The organism is Cognataquiflexum nitidum, from assembly GCF_022538055.1.
Lineage (GTDB): Bacteria > Bacteroidota > Bacteroidia > Cytophagales > Cyclobacteriaceae > Cognataquiflexum > Cognataquiflexum nitidum.
In genome coordinates this window covers 105,577-125,831 of record NZ_JAKZAM010000001.1, presented here as the reverse complement: position 1 = coordinate 125,831, position 20,255 = coordinate 105,577, and the positions used below count along the sequence as shown (strand labels likewise).

The following is a 20,255-nucleotide window of genomic DNA, read 5'->3' as shown; positions in this document are numbered from 1 at the left end:
CGGAACTTATTTAAGCTTATATTTGTCTCCCCTTGTAGAAAAATGGGGCTGACCGGTTTTGACAGTAGGTGTAAGGACTGGGCTCGCATGCAGGCCGGAGTATGTATGGCCTTGAATAATTCATACGAACATAACTGGCGAAACTTCTTACGCCATGGCTGCATAATCTAACCCTTCGGGGACAAGATAACGCTTAAAGGGTTGAGTCCGCCAAGGTGGATTCCCCGGCCACATCCCGCAACCCCCCGTCCTTTCGGGGTTGATTCTGGGGTGTCGAAATGATCGGACTAGTGCCGGTGATGATGCTAAGCCGGTGCGAAGCTCAAGTATCTAAGCAGTGAATAGGTGTGTCATCCAGCAGTACACTGACGAAAACCCAACAGATGACTAAGCATGTAGACGGTACGGTGTTTCCCTATCTGGACGCGGGTTCGAATCCCGCCAGCTCCACAACCTAAAAGCCTTCTTTCAACCTTTAAATAGGTCTAAGGAAGGCTTTTAATTTTACAGGTTTGCTGATATCAGTATTTTTCAGAATTTTCGAACTATAGCCACGACCACAATAGGGGAATTAAAGTTACGCCTTGGAAAGTTCATAATTATCCTAAACCCGGGAGTGCACGGAGGGGCGTAGCCAAACGTTGGATATTAGTACATGGTGGATGCGGATAGCTGTCAGCAGATAATTCCCCCCTTCTATTCAAACTACCTATCCATAAGCCATCGGAAGTAAATTGGACTGTTCAATCAAATATCCCAACCAAAGGTTATCCGATTGACTATGATAGAAAAGTGCAGTTAGTATTCATGCTTGGCGCCAATACCAAAAATTACCCGGGTAGGAAGTTCAACATCCTTTGAGACCTTTGCAAAACCTTCTTATCCTGCTCGGTAAATATTTTACCACATAGTCCCGGCAATAATCCATATCTCACCAAAGGTCAAATGTTTTTCCGGGCAATTTCTATCCTGGATATTTTGATATTTTCTATTCAAAATGTGCCCTTTCCATGATTTGTTCAACCAAATCTCTATTTAGTGGCTTGTTGATGAAGTCCACGACAAAATGAAATTTCTTACTTTTCTCCCTTTCCTCAATCTCAACGGAAGAGGTTACAATGACTACTTTGAATTTACATTTGAAATCCCTAGCATCCAGATAGGCCAAAATCTCCCAGGCATCCATATTATCCATATAGATATCTAAGAGTATTAAAAACTTTTTGTCCTCAGAATTATTGTTTTTTAAAAATGAAATTAACTCTGTCCCCCACAAAAATGACCTTATTGGGAATATGACCCCATGACGTTTTAAAATATTTTCATGTATCATCAAAAATACTGCTTCATCATCCACTATTATGATTTCCATATTTCTCTCTTATTAGTTAAAAAGATGTCTGGCTTTATTTGATTTTTCGCTTATTTCCCTAACTACTCTATCCAATTCATTAGAAGCGTCTAAGATTGCATCGAGTACAAAGTCAGGGGAAAAATCCTCCTCCTCTTTTTCTTCTTGTAAAATCTGTACCAATCCCATGATTTTGGCCAAAGGTGCCCTCACAATATGTGACTGTATCCAAGCTATCTCTTTCAAAGACTCATTTTGCTGTTCCAAAGCCTTATGATATTTATTTCTTTCTGTCACATCCTGAATGATCTCATGAACCAAATCTTCATTGCCTATTGATATTTTACTGCAAAAGACGTCCACATCCCTCATTTCTCCTGATTTAAGCTTATGCACAAATTTAAATTTGCCTTTACCTTCATTCATCACCTGTTGGGCTACGATCGGCATCTGTTCAGGACTAGTGTGAAAAGTCTGGTTCAAATCCAATATATTCATGCTTTTGAGGTCGTCCATCCCAAATCCGTAATAATCGGATGCTGCAGGATTGCAATCTTCGATTTGACCATTGTTCGGGTTGATGATTAACATCGGGGTTACATTTTCTCTGAATATCTGCGAAAACCTCAATTCGCTTTCTGTCAGCGCCTTTTGACTTGCCTTTCGGTCTGTGATATCGGTGACAAATGCGGATAAAAATTCTTCTCCATTGTAGGTGAACAATTGGAACAAAACTTCCGAATCATAGGAGCTCCCATCTTTTCTTAAATGAGAAGCTTCTAAAAAAATAGAAGGGACTACCCCGGAAATTACAGATCCAATACCATCCAAAATGTATTCATGGTTAGCCCTAGAAATCAAGTCGAAGAAAGAGATATTTTGAATTTCCCTTGCTGAGTACCTTGAATTTCTAATACCTGCGATATTGGCCTGTTTGATAAGGAATTTATCAGTCGAAATCAGGAAAATCTCATTGGTAGAATTATCAAAAAGACTTTGGTAAAGTTTAGACGTCACATCTAAATCTGCCTTTTCAGTTACATTCTTACTAAAAACAGACACGCCTTCTATTCTATTTTCAACTTTTATCGGATAGATGACTATTTCAAAAAAATATTTTACACTATTTATTTTCAGCATATCGGTAAAATGGAGTGATTGCCCGTTTTTAAGCACAGTCTTATACCTCTCCTGCCATTTTTTCTTTTCTTTTTTTTCAGGTATCGCGGCAATAATGTTCATCCCTTTGGTCAGCTCTACACCATTGAAAAAGAAAAATTCTTCAAAATATGTCTTGTTGGTAAAGATTACGTTGAGCTTTTTATCAACTGACCAAATACTCTCATTTACACTTTCCAAAATACCTTTAAGATTGGCTTCCCTTTCTTCAATCATTTTAGCAGCTTCTCTTATTGCTGTTATCTCGGTAGAAATCCCACAAATCCCGTTGATTTTTCCGTTTTCATCTTTGTATGGAAACTTTAACGATAAAAAGTACTGATCAAAAACAGAACCACCAATCGAATGTTCTTTGGGAATAACCTCCTCTTTATATGTTACCTTTCCCTCATGCAACACCCTCTTATCATCCTCGTAATAATTTTTGGCAATTTCTAATCCTGCAATTTCCTCAAGCTTTTTCCCAATTACATTTTCACGATTGTGACCCGTGATCTGTTCCCACCTCCTGTTGACCATGATGTAATTTAAATCGATGTCTTTGACAAAAATTACAGAATGGCTGTTTTCAATGATGGCTTCCAATAACTTCCTGTCTTTATGGGATTGGTTTTCTGCCCTTTTCCTTTCGGTGATGTCTATCCAAAAACCCATCAAATGACTTGGTAGACCCTCTTTGTAATATACAATTTCACCCTTGTCTTTTATCCAGCGAACTTCGCCTGATTTGCGATAGATTCTGTATTCCAGTTCAAATGGCCCTCCATTTTTGATGGATTGGAGCAGACTTTCCTGTACATTTTTTTGATCGTCAGGATGTATTATTCCATTAATTTTAATCTTGTTTTGAATGAAGTCGATATCCCTGTAGCCCGTTAGGTCAAATACTTTTGGACTCATATGAATTACCGTCAGTTCTTTGTCAATGTTATATGAATAAACTGCCCCGGGAAGGTTTTCTACTAAAACCCTGTACCGTGTTTCAAAATTGGTTTTTATGGATTCTTTTTTAAGAAACACAGTAATTCCCTCTTCATCAGTATAAATATCATGGTAGATAATCGAATACAAATCCGAACTGTAATGCGATTCGGAATACGAAAAATTTGAAAAGGGAAGGTTCAAATAAAAAGACTCAATTTTGGGTCTGTCGCGCTCAGGAATGAGAGTGAAAAATGATTTCCCAATGACCTCATCTATACGGTAACCCAAAACCCCATAGGAAGCCTCATTTGAAATGATTATTTCATAATTTTTATTTACTCTCAAGATACACAGGGGAACCTTATCAAGAAAATGGTTTTCAAACTGAAGGGGTTTCATATTGACTGATACATTACTAAGCGGCAAAATCATGATAAGGTAAAATCAAAACTGTAGCTGCCCTTTTTTTTGAATAAATAAAATCCAATTATACGATTTATGAATTCAACTTATGGTCTCAGAATAAAAATAAAAAATTATTGTAAATAAAGTGTATGTAAAAAATAATAAAGTGTAATTTTTAATTTTTTCAATTTTTTATTCTGCAAAAGTTAAATTTATTTAAGGATAAAAAATTAGATTGCGTTTGCTAAATAATTATATTAATATATGATAAATAATGTTTTATATAAAATTTATTCAAAATGAACTGTTTTGAAACTTTATTTTATAAAATTATACCCATAATATTTTGTGCACTGATTTTGAGTATCTCAACATATGCCCAAAACCGTCAAACGCAATTCAATGGCTTTGGACATATCGAATTTCATTTGGACAAAGATGAAAATGGAAATACAGCATCTTTTGTGATGGGTGAGCATGACTTTTTCATTACTTCCACTATCACTGACAAAATAAGTTTTTTGGGTGAGTACGTGATTAGATTTAACAAAAACTCTCCCACCAACTACCTGCCTAGTATTGAGCGCTCTTTGGTCAAGTTCAATTATATCAACAACCATTCAATCATCGTAGGAAAAATACATACTCCTGTCAATTATTGGAATGATGTATACCATCACGGAAGGGTGTTTTTCCCGGTAATAGACCGTCCAATAGCCTTTAATTACTTGGTTCCGCTTCATACCTTAGGACTACAGTTTCAGGGTCAGAATCTGGGCAAACTCAATTTTGGTTACGATGTGGTAGTTGGGAATAGCATCAATTCAACAGATGTGCTTAATAAATCTCTCATCCCCTCGCTGACCGGTTCCCTTCATATCAAACCCAAAGAAGGAGTAAGGATTGGCATGTCGTATTATTGGGACAATCTTAAAAATAATATGGCAGGAGTACATTCTGGACACAGTGTAATGCCAAATATCCCACTCGATGACATATACAAAGGACCGGTCAAATTGAGAAACCTTAGTTTTTCTTACGCCCAATTTGGAGATAAATTTGAATTGCTGAGTGAAACTGTGTACAATGTCAGTAAAACGGATAGCACAGGTACAGCAAGAAATTATTCCCAGTTTATCTATACCGGATTAAACCTTTCGGAAAAAAGTACCCCATATGCTTTGGTGGATTATATAAATATAGCAGATAATGATATCCATGTATATTCTCTAGAGACATTAAAGGTGGCATTGGGATACAAGTATTCTTTCAATTATCTCCTTAACATAAAAATTCAGATGGAAACCAATTGGGAGCTAAGGCATGCCGGCCACAGTCATAATTCCAAATATAATGGGCCAAGTTTACGGGTTCAGGTCGCTTATGGATTTTAACCTATTGGGATTATGAAGTTAAAAATACTCATCCTTTTCATTTTGCTCATTCCAATGGAATTAACAAGCCAAAGCCAAAAGCTTGGGGACTTGGATTTTTTGATTAATGTCTCAAACATAAGCAGCCTATCTTCCAAGGAAACTATTTCGATCTTTAGAAATGGAAGAAGCTTATGGCCTAATGACCAAAGAGTTACCATTGTACTTCCTTCCAACAAATCTTTATTTGCCGAAAAAGTTGCTTTGGAGCTTTACGGAGGATCGATTTCTTCCATGCAGAAATTTTGGCTTGCTCTTGTATTCCAAGGAAGGGCCAATCCTCCTGTATTTTTGCAGACTGAGGAGGAGATTTTTGATTTTGTCTCCAAAAATCCCGGTTCAATTGGAGTAGTAGGAAAAGGCCATCCCAAATTCCCTGAAAAATACAGATTAACCATAACCCAATAGTTATGAAGAATTTTTTCCAAAGTTTAACTTTTAGAATCTGGTTTCCATTTGCCTTGGTAATATCTCTGTTACTGTTCAGTCTGAGTATTTTATATCCAAATAGACAAGAAATCCTATTAAGAAAAACTTTCGAATTTGAGTTAGATCAACTGACAAAGGCTACTATGCTGGGAGTCAGGGTAGCCTTGAATAACAATGATTTCAACGGATTGAGTGAAATCATGAGTCTAGTGAATCTGAAGGCCTCAGGTTTGGAGTTTGCAGCAATTACTGAAATAACTGAAGAAGGGATTGAAAAAGTATTTGTAAGTGACCCGCTACAATATCCCCAAGAAATTATATTAAACCCAAATGAAGATCTTTTTTTGCTGCGTAAGGAAAAAATTTCTACTGAATATTTTGAGGGCTATGTAATTCTGGCTGTAAATAATGCTTCCATTGAAAAGGAAATTTTTGAAATCAATTATCCAGTATTCATTTTTTTAGGGATTCTTCTGATTCTTTCTCTAGGGATATTCTTTGTTTTAGCGAATCAAATATCCTCCCCTATATCTTATTTAACGGGGGTTTCGAACGAACTAAAAACCGGGAAGTACGACTCTGAAATAAAATTAGTGTCGAACATATCAGAAATCTCTGATTTGAATTTTTCTTTATTAGACCTGAAGGAAGAACTTAAAAAAGCCAGGGCCCAAAATGTGGAATTCAACAAGCAGCTGGAAGATCAGATTCAAATCCGGACTGAAGATTTAGAAAAAACCACAAAAAGGTTACTGGAAGCCCAGAATTTTTCCAACTTGGGTGATTTTGAAATTGATCTAGATACGGGAATATGGGCTTGTTCCCCTATTGTAGACAGAATTTTCAACATCCCTAAAAATTTTCCAAGAAAGAATTTTACCTGGAAGTATTTTTTGAGCAAAGAAAACCAACAGATAATGGTGGACCTGCTTGATAAAGCCATTGCCTCGGGCCAAAATTTTTCAAAAGACTTTAAGATACAACCATTTAATTTCCACAGCTCAGAAAAATGGATTTCTATTACTGGTAGTCCCGTAAAAAACGGAGCTTCTGAAACTCGCTTTATAAAAGGAACCATTCAGGATATCACCGAAAGAAAAAATATTGAAAATGAAGTAGAAAAACTCTCGTTGGTTGCTAAAAGAACATCAAACTCAGTAGTCATAACTGACCTTGATTTTAAAATCCAGTGGGTAAATGATGCCTTTTTGAAGCTTTCGGGATATTCCATGGAGGAGTTGAAAGGAAATACACCTAAAATGTTCCAGTTTGAAAAAACCGACAAAAAGGTAGCTTCTTATATAAAAGAACAAGTATTCATGGGAAAAGACGTCACTGCAGAGGTTTTGAACCGTGGAAAATATGGGAATGAATATTGGCTTCAGCTTAATATAGTCCCATTGAGAGAGGACTCCGGTGAAATCAGGGGGTATATGGCATTGGAGACTGACATTACTGAATTAAAAATTAAGGATGAGAAAATCCAAAGACAGGTTGAACTCCAAAATATATTGATTGATATTTCATCTACCTATATCAATATAGACGTCAAATACATCGAGATAACAATCAATTCATCTCTTGAAAAACTTGCCAAATTTGTTGAAGCCGACAGGGCCTACATTTTTGACTATAACCTAAAGGATTTTACTACTTCCAATACCTATGAATGGTGTGCACAAGATATCTTGCCCGAAATAGAAAATCTTCAAAATGTACCTCTAGAATACATTCCGGATTGGTTAGAACAGCATTCCAAAAAATTACCGATGATTGTTCCCGATGTATTGACACTTCCCATTGCGGAAAATGAGGAACTTAACCTGAGGTCAATCCTAGAACCGCAGGGAATAAAAAGTCTGGTTACAATTCCAATGTACGAGGATGATACATTAGTCGGATTTTTGGGGTTTGACAGCGTACAAAAAAAGCGGTTTTTTGCAGAAGAGGAGGTGAAATTATTGACACTTTTTGGGCAAATGCTGATCAATGTAAGACAGCGTCAAAAATTCCAAAAACGACTGCAGGTTCAGGAAGAAAAATACAGGAATATCATCGCCAATATGAATCTTGGGTTTCTGGAGGTTGATACCAATGATATAATCCAAAATGCAAATCAAAGTTTCTGTAAAATGTCCGGTTTCAATTTAAATGAAATGGTTGGAAAAAAAGGAATCGATTTGTTTTTTGGAAACGACCAAAATTCAAAGAAAATAATATTAAAAAGGAACCTCCTAAGAGCAACGGGAAAATCAGATGTGTATGAAATAGAAGTCACAAATAAGTTTTCGGAAAAAAGATATTGGTTAGTCAGCGGTGGGCCAAATTTTAGTGATGCCGGCGAATTTATTGGATCAATAGGAATACATCTTGACATTACAGAAAAGAAGAAACTTGAAAATGAACAGCAGATTCTCCTAAACCTCACTCAAAATCAAAACGAAAGACTGAAAAATTTTGCCCATATAGTATCCCACAATTTACGATCCCATGCGGCAAACCTTTCCGGTATGATTTCTTTCATGGAAGTCCAGAGTCAAGATTTTGTAGAAAACCTGTTCTTTCAAAATTTCAAAAATGTGATTGACAACTTGATGGAATCTATTCAGAATCTGTCTGAAGTAGCCGAAATCCAAACCAACGATAAAACCAAAATGGAAAAAATTGATTTGGCTGATATCTTAAAACTGTCATTGTCAAACGTTTCCGGACTTGTCAAAACATCAGGCGTTACGATAAATTATGATCAACAAAATGAACCGATAACAGTTTTGGGAAATGCGAGTTATCTAGAAAGTATTACCCTCAACTTACTTACAAACGCAATAAAATATCGTGATCCTGAAAAAAACAGTGAAGTTGAAATAAAAATAGAAGTTGTGGATGATTTAGTACATCTTAAAGTCATAGACAACGGATTAGGCATTGATCTCAACCGGCAAAGAAGGAAAATATTTGGCATGTACAAAACCTTCCATGACCATCCTGATGCAAGAGGCATAGGTCTCTTTATAACAAAAAATCAGGTTGAAGCATTGGGAGGAAAAATTGAAGTTGAAAGTGAAGAAGGAAAAGGAAGTGTTTTTACAGTAAGTTTAAAAAAATTTAAAGATGATTAACAAGACGATTTGTATTGTAGAAGATGACCCCAACTATATGATCTTGACAAAAAAGATGATAGAATTCACATCTTTATTTGATGAGATTTTAACATTCAACAATGGTAAGGCCGCCTTTGAGGGAATATTAGAATTGAAAACAAAGTTTGGGGAATTTCCCGGTTATATTTTACTTGATATCAACATGCCTATTTGGGATGCATGGGATTTTTTGGACGAATTTTCAAAGGTATCGGGAGACTGGAAAGGATCAATTTACATTATCACAAGTTCGATTGATAAAATAGACGAAACAAAGGCTTCTGAATATACCATAGTCAAGGAATACCTCAGAAAACCCGTGAGTTTCAATAAAATAATAGAAATCTTTAATTTGAATTGAAATTTATATTTTAGATTATAATTATCCGCATTTATACCGATAGCCAAATATCATTTTTCTCCACCTCGGCTTTGGTAAACGGATATCGTGAGATCAGAGGGGGTGGTAAAAATGCGGCTTTGCCGCATTTTTACCACCCCTTTCAATATCAATAAATTACGGTGGTCGATCCCAATATTTATTGCAGACAAGACCATTCTTTAAGTAATCCTATACCGGTAAAAAAGGTGCCTACACATATTTTATATATCCTTTAAGCTTTGTTTTTATTAATAAAGGAACAAAAACTATCCAATTATATGCCTCTCGTACATCAACTGAAAAATAAAACAAAAAGCCCTCCCAATGACTCTTACGAGCAATAAAGGAAAGGCTTATTTTAAGGTAAAATTAAGATTAAAAAATCACCACTAAGGCTTATAATTTAAAACAGCAGGGCACTTTTTATTCCCTGTGCCAATTTTGTACTGAAAGAACTGTAAAGTTCCTTTTTCTGATCTTTTTGAATAGAAAGAAAGGAAGTCCTGTTGCGGATTACTTCCCATGCATTGTCTTTCGCTTCTCTTTCACTGCCTGCCAAGGTCTGGATTTGGAACTCAATCCCATTGATTTCCAATTTGATTACATACTTTACCATTTTGTCCAAATTTTAATTTAAAACCTAAAAACTTTTTAATTTATCATGACAGTTTTCCAACTGTACCTTCAACTTGCGATTGATTCTTGGTAAGCGTTAATTTTAATACAAATTACATTTTTATATATTTAAAAAACAAATTTTTGATTAAAAAAAATTACATCACATTTAAAATTTATTCAAAAAGGCAAATTCACAGGTTAATGGGCAAAAAAAAGCGGGTTTGGATAAGGAGAATTTCCCCTAACCAAACCCGCCCAAACTATTTCTAAATAGGATTTAGACTCCGAAATATGTATTCAATTCCTCTGACATGAGCGATTTCTCATTGAGGTCTTTGATAACTTTGCCTTTTTCGAGCAAAACTATCCTGTCACAAATCTCGGTGACATGGTTCAAGTCATGGCTTGAAATCAAAAAAGTAATCTTTGAATTCTCTTTTGACTGTAAGATCAGCTTTTTGAACCTGTTTTGTGAACTTGGATCCAGATTCTCAAAAGGCTCATCAAGAAGTACCACATCCGGATGCCCCATCATGGCAGCTGCAATTCCGACTTTCTTAAGGTTTCCTTTAGATAGGTCTCTGATGTACTTCTTCTTCCCCAAAATTTCCTCATTGAAAAGTTCCTTGAAATTTTCAAGGTGAAGTTTTAGATCTTCCTCAGATAGGCGATAGATTTTTCTCAAAGTTTCAAAATATTCATCCGGAGTCAGGTAAGAAAGTAACATATGCTCATCGAGATAGGCCCCGACTCTGCTTTTCCATTCTTCGGTTTTGCTCACATCATTGCCTTCAATCGTTACTTTTCCTGCTGATGCGCGCACAAGGTCAAGCATGATGCGGAAAAGGGTTGTTTTGCCGGCCCCATTATTACCTACCAAACCAAAACATTCTGATTTGGGAATCTCTAAAGATTCCACATCAAGCACTACCGCTTCTTTATATTGTTTTTTAAGTCCTTCTACCTTGATCATAACTCTTGTCTAAATGAAGATGAAATTTCGTATCTATTTTGTAAAACTTTATCAATTGAAATTTTGGATAAATAGGGAAACGCCAAAATCCCGGCAATTCCTACTACACCAAGGGCCAATAATCCTGCATATTGACTGACCAATAGCGCAAACGGTAAATAAATAAGGTATGGCGCACCGATCATGGGGATGATCATCAGGAATTGGGCAATGCCAACACCTTCATAATTGAACATCGCCCCCTTATTGAGGTCCATAGGTTTTGGCTTCCAAAGGGAAAGGTAAATCACCAAATGCATGATGACTCCCATATTGAAAAGGAACGTGGCCACATGAATCAACAAAATGTCCCAACCAAAATAGGCATAAGGAACTGAGGCCAACAAGCATATGCAGGAGGTCACCACAAAAAGCAAGTATTTCCCTTTGACAAGTGCCTCAATTCCTGTTCTCTTTTGGAGGAAAAAATCAAAATTCGCAGAATTCCAACTCAGAAATAACTGCCCAAACTGAAGCATAAAGATCCCTGTGATGAATGAACCTACAAATACAAACATGTGGCTAAAACCCGTTTCGGATTTGTATGCGGGATTGGTATAGAAAATCAGCCCGTAAAGCAGGAAAAATCCCGCCAACATAAGGTATGTCCTGCTTTTTTTATGTCTGATGATCAGCTTCCACTCGAGGTTTGCCAATTCACCCGCGAGACCAAATCTCGAAAATATTCCTAAATCCTGATTGACAAAGCGGACATTTTCCTCTTGGGTGAGGTCTTCCAAATAGGCATTCTTATAATAATAGGTATATGCCAACCTGTAAGTAACCAAAAATACTACCCCAAGCACCGCCACCGGAATCGGAGTAGTCAATGACCAATCAAATGTCGGCTTGATCAGACTTCCTAGATTATACCATCCGTAATAGGTAGATCCCGCACCGATCAATAGCAATGCGAAAACCGCTCCGATCCCGATGAGGCTATCTTCAAATTTTTGCTTGAACCACAACATCAGCCAATGCAGCGACCAACATGTAAACAGGATACAAAACAGCCAAGACCAAGCTGCACCGGCCCCAAACCTCGGAGCAACTTCCTGAATTGCAAAAGGAGAAAATAACAAAGGTGCAATCAAGGTCAAAGGTGACACGAATGATCTTCCCAAGAGGAAATGAATAATGTTACTCTTCTTGATAGGGAGATGAAGAAACCGCTCCAATTCGATGACAGGTAATTTTTGTACAAAATACCTGTACATAAATTCGAAAAGGAAAAAGTAAACCAACACCCCGCTCAAAGTAGCATAGGCGTCTGTACTGTCAAATCCTTTTTCGATGAGTTGCTTCAGGACCAAACCTAGGAGTACCACATACGAAAGCAGTAACAAAGCCAAAAAAGCCAAGAAAATTGCAACCAAGGCGCTTTTGGCAAATGACGTGGACCGGATGGTTTTCAATAATTCCAACCGGATCAGTTCTAAAACCATAATGGATTGAATAAGGGTTAAAAGATAAATAAATGTATTTTTGGCTTTGAATATAGGTAAAAGTAAATAAGCCTATAAACGAACCAAAATTTAATTGACCAAATGAAGGAAAATATACAGGAAATAGGATTTTTCGATATAGTAAAGGAAAGAAGGTCTGTTAGAATTTTTGACCAAGAGACTCCTTTTGACCATCAATCCGTCCAAAAATGCCTAGAGGCAGCCACCCTTGCACCAAACAGTTCTAACATGCAGCTTTGGGAATTTTACCGGATCCCCGAAACTTCTGCACTCAAAATCCCTATCACCCAACTCTGCATGAACCAAAAAGCAGCTACTACTGCACGGGAACTTGTGGTGGTCGTCGCCCGGCGGGACAAGTGGAAAAGCAGGGCTGCCGCAAACCTTTCTTACATCAGGGAAACATATAAGAACTCTCCCGGCAAAAAACAAAAGCAAGCTGAAGCCTATTATGGCAACCTGGTCCCAAAACTGTATTCAAAATATCCTTTGTGGTCTATTACCAAGCAGGTCATCGCATGGGTGATGTCATTGAAAAGACCCATGGTCAGGGAAGTAACCGAATCAGATGTACGGGTATCCGTCCACAAAAGCGCTGCACTTGCAGCCATGACCTTTATGTATGCCATGAAAGCGGAAGGATACGACACTTGTCCGATGGAAGGATTCGATTCTGTAAGGGTCAAAAAACTCTTAAACCTTCCAAAAGCAGCTGAAATCAATATGATCATTGGCTGTGGGAAGGGTTTGCCTGAGGGTGTCTATGGCAAAAGGTTCAGGTTGCCCAACGAAGAGATTGTTTTTAAAGTATGATTTGCCATTCAGACAAAAGAAAAAATGATCTGAGGTCTCAACCTAATACCTTGTAGAATTTGATTTGGAAAAGGTCCAAGCTAGGTTTTTGTCAATACCCATACTTCCCTTTCCACTTTTCCTTCAGGTATTTTCTCAATTCGTTTTCCCGGGCATTATTGCCAGGATCGTAAAGTTTTAGGTTTTTGATTTTATCGGGCAAAAATTCCTGCGCCACAAAATTCCCTTCATAGTCGTGGGAGTACTTGTATTCTTTGCCATAATTGAGATCCTTCATCAGTTTGGTGGGCGCATTGCGGAGCTGAAGCGGAACAGACAGGTCCCCTTTTTCCCTGACCAAAGCCTGGGCCTGATTGATGGCAAGGTAAGCAGCATTGCTTTTGGGCGAACTTGCCAAATAAGTGACACATTGGGAAAGGATAATCCTTGCCTCCGGATAGCCGATGATTTTGACTGCCTCAAAGCAATTGGTTGCCAAAAGAAGTGCATTTGGATTGGCATTGCCGATATCTTCCGAAGCTAGTATCACCAACCTCCTTGCGATAAACTTTACATCTTCCCCGCCTTCGATCATCCGCGCCAACCAATACACGGCTGCATTTGGATCAGAACCACGGATAGACTTGATAAAAGCCGATATGATATCATAATGTTGCTCGCCGGATTTGTCATAGAGCGCCACTTTTTGCTGGGCAATTTCAGTCACAATATTATTGGTGATAACACATGGATCTTGATTGATCCCGTCTATGACTATTTCGAGTAAGTTTAAAAGCTTGCGTCCGTCTCCACCTGAAATCCTGAGAAGTGCTTCGGTTTCCTTCAGTTCGACTGTTTTCTTTTTGAGGTCTACATCCTTTTCCAAAGCCTGTTTGATCATGGCTTCCAATTCGGATCTGCCGAGAGGATTGAGGGTAAAAACCTGACAGCGGGACAAAAGTGCCGCATTGACTTCAAAGGAAGGGTTTTCGGTAGTGGCACCGATCAGCCTGATGGTCCCTTTTTCTACCGCCCCCAAAAGCGCATCCTGTTGGGACTTGTTGAACCTGTGGATTTCATCAATAAAAAGAACCACCCCAAGTTGGAATTTTGCTTTTTCGATAACCTCACGGATGTCCTTTACGCCCGAACTCACCGCACTCAGCGTATAAAAAGGAGCTTTGATTTCATTGGCAATGATATTGGCAATGGTAGTTTTGCCGACTCCGGGAGGTCCCCACAAAATCAGGGAAGGCACATTGCCACTCTTTATAGATTTATATAAAAAAGAACTCGGAGATGAAAGATGCTCCTGACCGATCAGGTCTTCCAACCTGTGCGGGCGCATGCGTTCGGCGAGTGGTATTTGATTCATTCAGAAAAAGAAAGCGTATTGGTATAGTAGATAGGAGACCTTAAATCTCATTCACAAGCTTTCTCATTTTCTCTAGCCCTGTCTTGGCTACAGTCAGAGCGTCTTGTTTCCAATAATCCTGATTGAATAGCTCGAGAGAAAGTATCTTATTTCCACCCATATTTTTCAGATCTGTCAGTATCTCTTTCATTGGGGCAGCCCCGTCTCCGGGATAAACACGGTCTTTGTCTGCTTGGTCTTCTCTTGGAATGGACGCTACAAAATCATTCATATGGAAGATTTCGATAGCCGCTCCGTTGAGCATTTTCAATCCATCATATCCCGATCCTCCCCTGAAAAGATGGTACACATCAGGTAAAATCCTCGTGTCGGGGTCATTGGCTACCGCTGCCACCATCAAAACCTGTCCCAAATGGTGAAAAAACGGGAATGCTCCCCAAAACTCCAATTGGGGCATGACGCCCGTCTTTCTTCCCAAATCTAATAGTGCCTTGTAGCGCTCTCCTGCTTTGAAAAGGTCCAAAGGTGCAGTTACCCCCGCAGCCGGCGCAGCTACTCGGACACACCCTAAAGAAGCCAATAGCTCCATTTCCTGCTCCATTTGCACCATTCCGGCTTTTCTTTTTTCCTCATCATCAACCATCCAAGGTGCAAAGCCGATGGTATTCTCGAATTTCAAACCAGAATCCGAAATATATTTTCTCAATCCCGTCACAGAATTTCCATCGGCAAGGTATTCCTGAATATCCCTGATCCATAATTCCACTCCATCATATCCTGCCTTGGAAGCAATGTCCAGGTATCCAATCAATCCGGGCTTTTGACCCATGATCGTACTTGTATTCAAACAATAGCTGAATTGGCTCTCTTTTTTATTTTTTGACACGGCTTCTAAAACACCCGCAGAGGCAAACAATCCTGTTGTCAATCCCAGAGTTTTAATGGCGCTTCTTCTTGTAGTCATAGAGGTTATAAGTTGGATAGGTTTGTTTTTCAAACAAAATTTCAAAATACACAATAAGTGTTAAAAATACTGCAACACAGCTACAAAATTTAACCACCTGTATAAATCCTAATTACTTCTGATTTCTCCCTGTTTTTTTACATATATTGATTGCCAATTCCAGTACTTCCCATCAAAACCTATGAAATTCTATTTTTTTTTCCTCGCTATAATTGTTTGTACTGTATCAAAACCCCAAGCGCAGTCGTCCAAGGAATTAGAAGATGCCTATACTTCAAATATCCCTCTCCATCAAGAAATAGTCAGTGGAGGGTACTATGTAGATCCTCCACAAAATATCGAGGGTTTTGCCTACTTCCGATCCAGAAATTTTGAATACGGCAGCCTTACCATCAATGGGCTGACTTATGAAAATGTCCCATTACTCTATAATATTTTCTCCGATGAAGTGGTCACATTTCACCCGGTACACAAACAGAAAACTTTGATCAAAACCGAAAAGATCGATGGTTTTTTACTTCTTGAAAGCATCAGATTTATTAGGATAAAGGAAAATCCTGAATACAGCCACCACGGCAAAGGTTTCTATGAATTGGTGGAGGAAGGTGAGGAAGCCAATCTATTGTGCAAGCATTTTAAAACGACCAAAGCAAAAAGGGAAATGACTCAGTATAGCAGTATTTTTTTAGAAAAGTCTGATTATTTGATCCAAAAAGGGAATCAAATCATGCTGGTCAAAAACAAAGGGCAAGCCATTGATTTTCTTTCGCTTGAAAAAAAACAAATCAATCGGAGTACCAAAGAAAATGGCCTCAATTACCGCAACGACAGAAGGGCTTATTTATCCTATTTGGTAGAATTTTATAACCAGTCTGCACATGAATAGGCTCATCATACTATTGGTTTTTTTCGGGATTTGCTTTATTCCAAAGTCTTGGGCTCAGGAGACCATAAGGGCTGAAGAAAGGATTTCAGGGCTATTCCCCGGTTTGAGTTTCCTCCGTTTTGCGCAGCAGGTAGAATCTCAGACTTCGTATAAGTTTTATTTTTCACCAGTGGATGTGGCTGATCTTATTGTAAACATCAGCGCCAAAGACAACACAATCAGACAGGTTCTTGATGGAGTATTTGACGGAAAAGATCTAAAATATTCGATCGATGAAAAAAACCGGATATTCATTAGCAAAGGAAAAGCTTTGGATACATCATTGCCGTTGGATTTTTTTACCCAAGTATCAGAACTTGAAAAAGACAGCATTCTCCGTCAATCTGATATTGATAGGGCATTTTCAAGAAACAAGTTATACGTCATTGGTAAGGCCGAAAATTCAGGAAAGACTGAGGCAGTTTTGCGGGGAAAAGTGACGGGCTTGGAGACAGGAAACCCTGTCTTTGGTGCGGTGATTTTCGAAAAAGTCAACTACACAAGGGCCATTGCCAATCAGGATGGGCAATTTGAAATCAAACTCCCAATCGGAAGGCATACCATTTTCATCCAAAATCTTGGTGGGTTTGTGGAGCAACGTCAAATCAGCCTCCAAGGCGACGGCGTGTTGGATGTGGCCATCGAGGAAAATATTATTTCCCTTTCTGAAGTCACCATTTCTTCAGAAAAAATGACCAATATCTCCCGTCCGGAAATGGGTGTTCAAAAACTGAATATGGAAACCATGAAACAGATTCCTGCCATATTGGGTGAAGTGGACATCATCAGAAGCATCCTGACGCTTCCGGGTGTACAGACTGTCGGCGAAGCCAGCGTGGGGTTCAATGTCCGCGGAGGTGCTGCCGACCAAAACCTGATTCTGTTCAACCACGCCACAATTTACAATCCTTCACACTTATTTGGTCTCTTTTCAGCATTCAATCCTGACTTGGTGGAATCTGTGGATTTGTACAAAGCAGGTATTCCGGTCCAATATGGAGGAAGGCTCTCTTCAGTATTGGATGTGCACGCCAAATACGGCAATGATGAAAAGATCACCGTCCGCGGAGGAATCGGATTGCTGACGGGCAGGATTTCGGTAGAAGGCCCGGTTGGGGAAAAAACGACTTTTGCACTTGGGGCGAGGTCTACGTACTCTGATTGGCTTTTGGATATTTTGGAAGAAAACACCGATTTCAAAGATGGCAGGGCTAATTTTTATGACTTAAACCTCAATGTATCCCATAAGCTTAATGACAAAAACATCATCAGGCTGAATACTTATGGCAGCAATGACAGTTTCGGGTTTGACAGGGATACCACTTTCATGTACCAAAACAGAAGCATCAACTTAGGTTGGACCCATTATTTCAGCGACAGATTAGAAGGCGAATTTGTGGCAGGGCGGGACCATTATCAATTTGAGATCGAGGGAAGGGACAATCCGGCCAACGGATATAATTTTGGCTTTGGTATCAAACAGGATTTTTTCAAAGCCAATTTCTCCTATGAATATGACCTCAGACACACTTTCACTTTTGGTCTCAATACCATCAGGTATGGTCTGAATCCCGGATTTATCCAGCCTGCAGGGCCTGAATCAATAGTCATTCCCGAAGAGGTCAATCCAGAACAAGCCATTGAAACTTCCATATACATAGGGGACAATTTTGAGGTTACCGATGAATTTTCCCTCAATTTCGGAATGCGTTATGCTATTTTCAATTACCTAGGCCCCAATACTGTCCGAGAATATAAACCGGGATTGCCAATTTCTCCGCCCAACTTAGTAGGCGAGACAACTTTCAACAATGGCCAAAGTATCAAAACTTACAGCGGTCCCGAATTCCGAATTTCTGCCCGTTATAGTCTCAACAATATTTCATCAATCAAAGCAGGATACAATACCAACAGGCAGTTTATCCACTTGCTGACAAACAACGCAGCCATCGCACCGACTGATATTTGGAAGCTGAGTGATCCAAATATCCGCCCACAATGGGGAGATCAGGTTTCTATCGGATATTATAGAAATATCAAAGTGGATAAATATGAGTTCTCCGTAGAAGCTTATCACCGGAATATGAGAAACCTCATTGACTTCCGCTCCGGAGCCACATTAATTCTGAACAATGCCATTGAGCAAAGTGTCCTCCGTACAGACGGAAGGGCATATGGTGCAGAATTTTTGTTAAGAAAAAACACCGGAAAGCTAAATGGTTGGATCAGCTATACTTATTCTAGGTCACTTCTCAGAACCGCCCAAGATGAAATGGCAGAAAAAATCAACGGAGGAGAATGGTATCCCAATAATTTTGACCAACCGCACAATGCTGTATTGGTGGGGAATTATGCCTTGAGCAAGCGCTTCAGCACTTCCATCAATGCCAATTACAGCACTGGAAGACCTATCACATTGCCGGTTGCCAAATTCAATTATGGAGGTTCTGAGCGGGTATATTTCTCAGACAGAAATGCCTACAGGATTCCGGACTACTTCAGAATTGATTTCTCCATCAATATCGAAGGAAACCATAAAGTCCGGAAACTTGCCCATTCCTCTTGGTCGATAGGCGTCTATAATCTTTTGGGAAGGAGAAATCCATACTCGGTATATTTCACCCCTGTCAACGGGATTTTGCAGGGATACCAATTGTCCATATTTGCGGAGCCGATCCCATTCATCACTTATAATTTCCGAATCTGATGGGAAAGAGGATATCCTATGTTGTAGCGGTTTTGTTGCTATTTCTGTGGGGAAGCTGCCGTGACCCCTTTGAACCCGAGGTGACCAATGCCGATATATCCCTCCTTGTAGTAGAGGGATATATAGAAACAAATGGGGAAGAATCCACCATCTACATAAGCAAAACCAATCCAATCCGAAGTGGTTCTGCTACGTTACCCGTGATTGATGCTTCAGTATTTCTTATTTCCAGTACAGGGGAAGAGTGGTCATTCAGCGAAACTGATTCCGGTACGTATTCCTATACAGGATTTTTTGATATCCAAGATACCTACCAATTAGGAATCAATCTTACTAATGGCAAACAATACCTTTCCGAACCGATGAAGCCTATCGTCACCCCTGAGATAAATGAGCTGAATTTCTTGAGGGATGAAGCGGGTGTCGAAATATTCATCAGTACCAAAGGCACGGATGAAGCTCAATACTTCCTTTGGGATTATGAAGAACATTGGATATTCCGTCCCGGGGTGATTTCCTTCTTGAAGTTTGAAAATGGAGCTGTTTCCAAAAGGGAACCTGATGAAAGGATTGACCTCTGCTGGAGCAGTAACATTTTTCCCAAAATAATCCTTCAAAATTCTGCCCGTTTTGCAGACAATACCATCATCCAACGTGAACTTGTCAGAATACCGAACGAGTCTGAAAAATTGACACAGCGGTATAGCATCAAGGTCAGGCAAAGGGCTATTGACCAGGCTACTTATGATTTTTGGGAAATATTAAGAAAAAATTCAGATGATATCGGGGGCATTTTCAGCCCACTTCCTTCCCTCATCGGAGGCAATATCAAGGCTATTTCTCCAGAGACTGACAATGCCATCGGATATGTGAGTATTGGCCAATCTGCCAGTCAGCGGATTTATATTGATTATGAAGATGTACAGCCTTGGCGAATTTTCATACCAGAATATGAATTCTGCTTTGTATTAGCCGACACCATTCCACCCAATGAAGCCGTGACCGCATTTAACAATATTGACAGGGTTCCCGCAAGGGAGGTTTTTGACGGGATGTTTTTTCTTGGTTATAGGGCAGCCACAAAAAAATGTACGGATTGCACATTACGAGGAACCAATAGAGCTCCTGGTTTTTGGGAAGATTGAAAGTTCTT

General features: G+C 39.0%; 15 protein-coding genes and 1 other RNA gene. 9 read left to right on the top strand and 7 right to left on the bottom strand.

Annotation, left to right across the window (positions count from 1 at the left end):
* The first annotated feature begins 44 nt into the window (after positions 1-44).
* Positions 45-453: a transfer-messenger RNA gene (ssrA, locus tag MMU07_RS00530) on the top strand.
* A 535-nt stretch (positions 454-988) separates the two neighbouring features.
* Here the strand turns inward: ssrA and MMU07_RS00525 are convergent.
* On the bottom strand, positions 989-1,372 hold the full coding sequence (locus MMU07_RS00525) for a response regulator (protein ID WP_241123870.1): 384 nt from the start codon (positions 1,370-1,372) through the stop codon (positions 989-991).
* Between the two features lie 12 nt (positions 1,373-1,384).
* Positions 1,385-3,853 carry a PAS domain S-box protein gene (locus MMU07_RS00520; RefSeq protein WP_241123869.1) on the bottom strand — a complete coding sequence of 823 codons (2,469 nt, stop codon included), beginning with the start codon at positions 3,851-3,853 and terminating at the stop codon, positions 1,385-1,387.
* Positions 3,854-4,218: 365 nt separating this feature from the next.
* Between MMU07_RS00520 and MMU07_RS00515 the strand changes: the two genes are divergently transcribed.
* The 4 genes from MMU07_RS00515 to MMU07_RS00500 are packed head-to-tail and all read left to right on the top strand — an operon-like array spanning position 4,219 to position 9,222.
* The gene (locus tag MMU07_RS00515) at positions 4,219-5,253 is read left to right on the top strand and encodes a hypothetical protein (RefSeq protein WP_241123868.1); all 1,035 of its coding nucleotides are present in this window, start codon (positions 4,219-4,221) and stop codon (positions 5,251-5,253) included.
* Positions 5,254-5,265: 12 nt separating this feature from the next.
* Positions 5,266-5,700 (top strand): hypothetical protein, encoded by a 435-nt coding sequence (locus tag MMU07_RS00510; protein ID WP_241123867.1) that lies wholly within the window; start codon positions 5,266-5,268, stop codon positions 5,698-5,700.
* 2 nt (positions 5,701-5,702) lie between these two features.
* Entirely contained in the window at positions 5,703-8,840 is a 3,138-nt protein-coding gene (locus MMU07_RS00505; RefSeq protein WP_241123866.1) for a PAS domain S-box protein, read from the top strand.
* Positions 8,833-9,222: a response regulator gene (locus MMU07_RS00500; protein WP_241123865.1), complete on the top strand. Its 390-nt coding sequence runs from the start codon at positions 8,833-8,835 to the stop codon at positions 9,220-9,222. The genes MMU07_RS00505 and MMU07_RS00500 overlap by 8 nt, the downstream gene beginning before the upstream one ends.
* Positions 9,223-9,646: 424 nt before the next feature.
* Here the strand turns inward: MMU07_RS00500 and MMU07_RS00495 are convergent, their stop codons facing one another.
* The 3 genes from MMU07_RS00495 to MMU07_RS00485 all read right to left on the bottom strand — a co-directional run bounded on the left by MMU07_RS00495 (position 9,647) and on the right by MMU07_RS00485 (position 12,318).
* On the bottom strand, positions 9,647-9,859 hold the full coding sequence (locus MMU07_RS00495) for a hypothetical protein (RefSeq protein ID WP_113925085.1): 213 nt from the start codon (positions 9,857-9,859) through the stop codon (positions 9,647-9,649).
* A 279-nt stretch (positions 9,860-10,138) separates the two neighbouring features.
* Positions 10,139-10,834, bottom strand: coding sequence for an ABC transporter ATP-binding protein (locus tag MMU07_RS00490; protein ID WP_241123864.1), 696 nt, complete (start codon positions 10,832-10,834; stop codon positions 10,139-10,141).
* Complete coding sequence (locus MMU07_RS00485) at positions 10,831-12,318, bottom strand: DUF5687 family protein (RefSeq protein WP_241123863.1); 1,488 nt, start codon at positions 12,316-12,318, stop codon at positions 10,831-10,833. The genes MMU07_RS00490 and MMU07_RS00485 overlap by 4 nt, the downstream gene beginning before the upstream one ends.
* A 102-nt stretch (positions 12,319-12,420) precedes the next feature.
* Here MMU07_RS00485 and MMU07_RS00480 point away from each other — a divergent pair, with 102 nt between their 5' ends.
* Positions 12,421-13,152 carry a nitroreductase family protein gene (locus tag MMU07_RS00480; protein WP_241123862.1) on the top strand — a complete coding sequence of 244 codons (732 nt, stop codon included), beginning with the start codon at positions 12,421-12,423 and terminating at the stop codon, positions 13,150-13,152.
* A gap of 91 nt (positions 13,153-13,243) precedes the next feature.
* On the opposite strand, the gene MMU07_RS00475 is transcribed toward MMU07_RS00480, so the two are convergent.
* Together MMU07_RS00475 and MMU07_RS00470 are read right to left on the bottom strand one after the other, a co-directional pair.
* Positions 13,244-14,506, bottom strand: coding sequence for a replication-associated recombination protein A (locus MMU07_RS00475; protein ID WP_241123861.1), 1,263 nt, complete (start codon positions 14,504-14,506; stop codon positions 13,244-13,246).
* A 40-nt stretch (positions 14,507-14,546) separates the two neighbouring features.
* Positions 14,547-15,470, bottom strand: coding sequence for a sugar phosphate isomerase/epimerase family protein (locus MMU07_RS00470; protein WP_241123860.1), 924 nt, complete (start codon positions 15,468-15,470; stop codon positions 14,547-14,549).
* 181 nt (positions 15,471-15,651) lie between these two features.
* On the opposite strand from MMU07_RS00470, the gene MMU07_RS00465 reads away from it, so the two are divergent.
* The 3 genes from MMU07_RS00465 to MMU07_RS00455 are packed head-to-tail and all read left to right on the top strand — an operon-like array spanning position 15,652 to position 20,247.
* Entirely contained in the window at positions 15,652-16,356 is a 705-nt protein-coding gene (locus tag MMU07_RS00465; RefSeq protein WP_241123859.1) for a hypothetical protein, read from the top strand.
* The gene (locus MMU07_RS00460) at positions 16,349-19,102 is read left to right on the top strand and encodes a carboxypeptidase-like regulatory domain-containing protein (RefSeq protein WP_241123858.1); all 2,754 of its coding nucleotides are present in this window, start codon (positions 16,349-16,351) and stop codon (positions 19,100-19,102) included. Before MMU07_RS00465 ends, MMU07_RS00460 begins: the two co-directional genes overlap by 8 nt.
* Positions 19,102-20,247, top strand: coding sequence for a DUF4249 domain-containing protein (locus tag MMU07_RS00455; protein ID WP_241123857.1), 1,146 nt, complete (start codon positions 19,102-19,104; stop codon positions 20,245-20,247). The genes MMU07_RS00460 and MMU07_RS00455 overlap by 1 nt, the downstream gene beginning before the upstream one ends.
* The last annotated feature ends 8 nt before the right edge of the window (positions 20,248-20,255 follow it).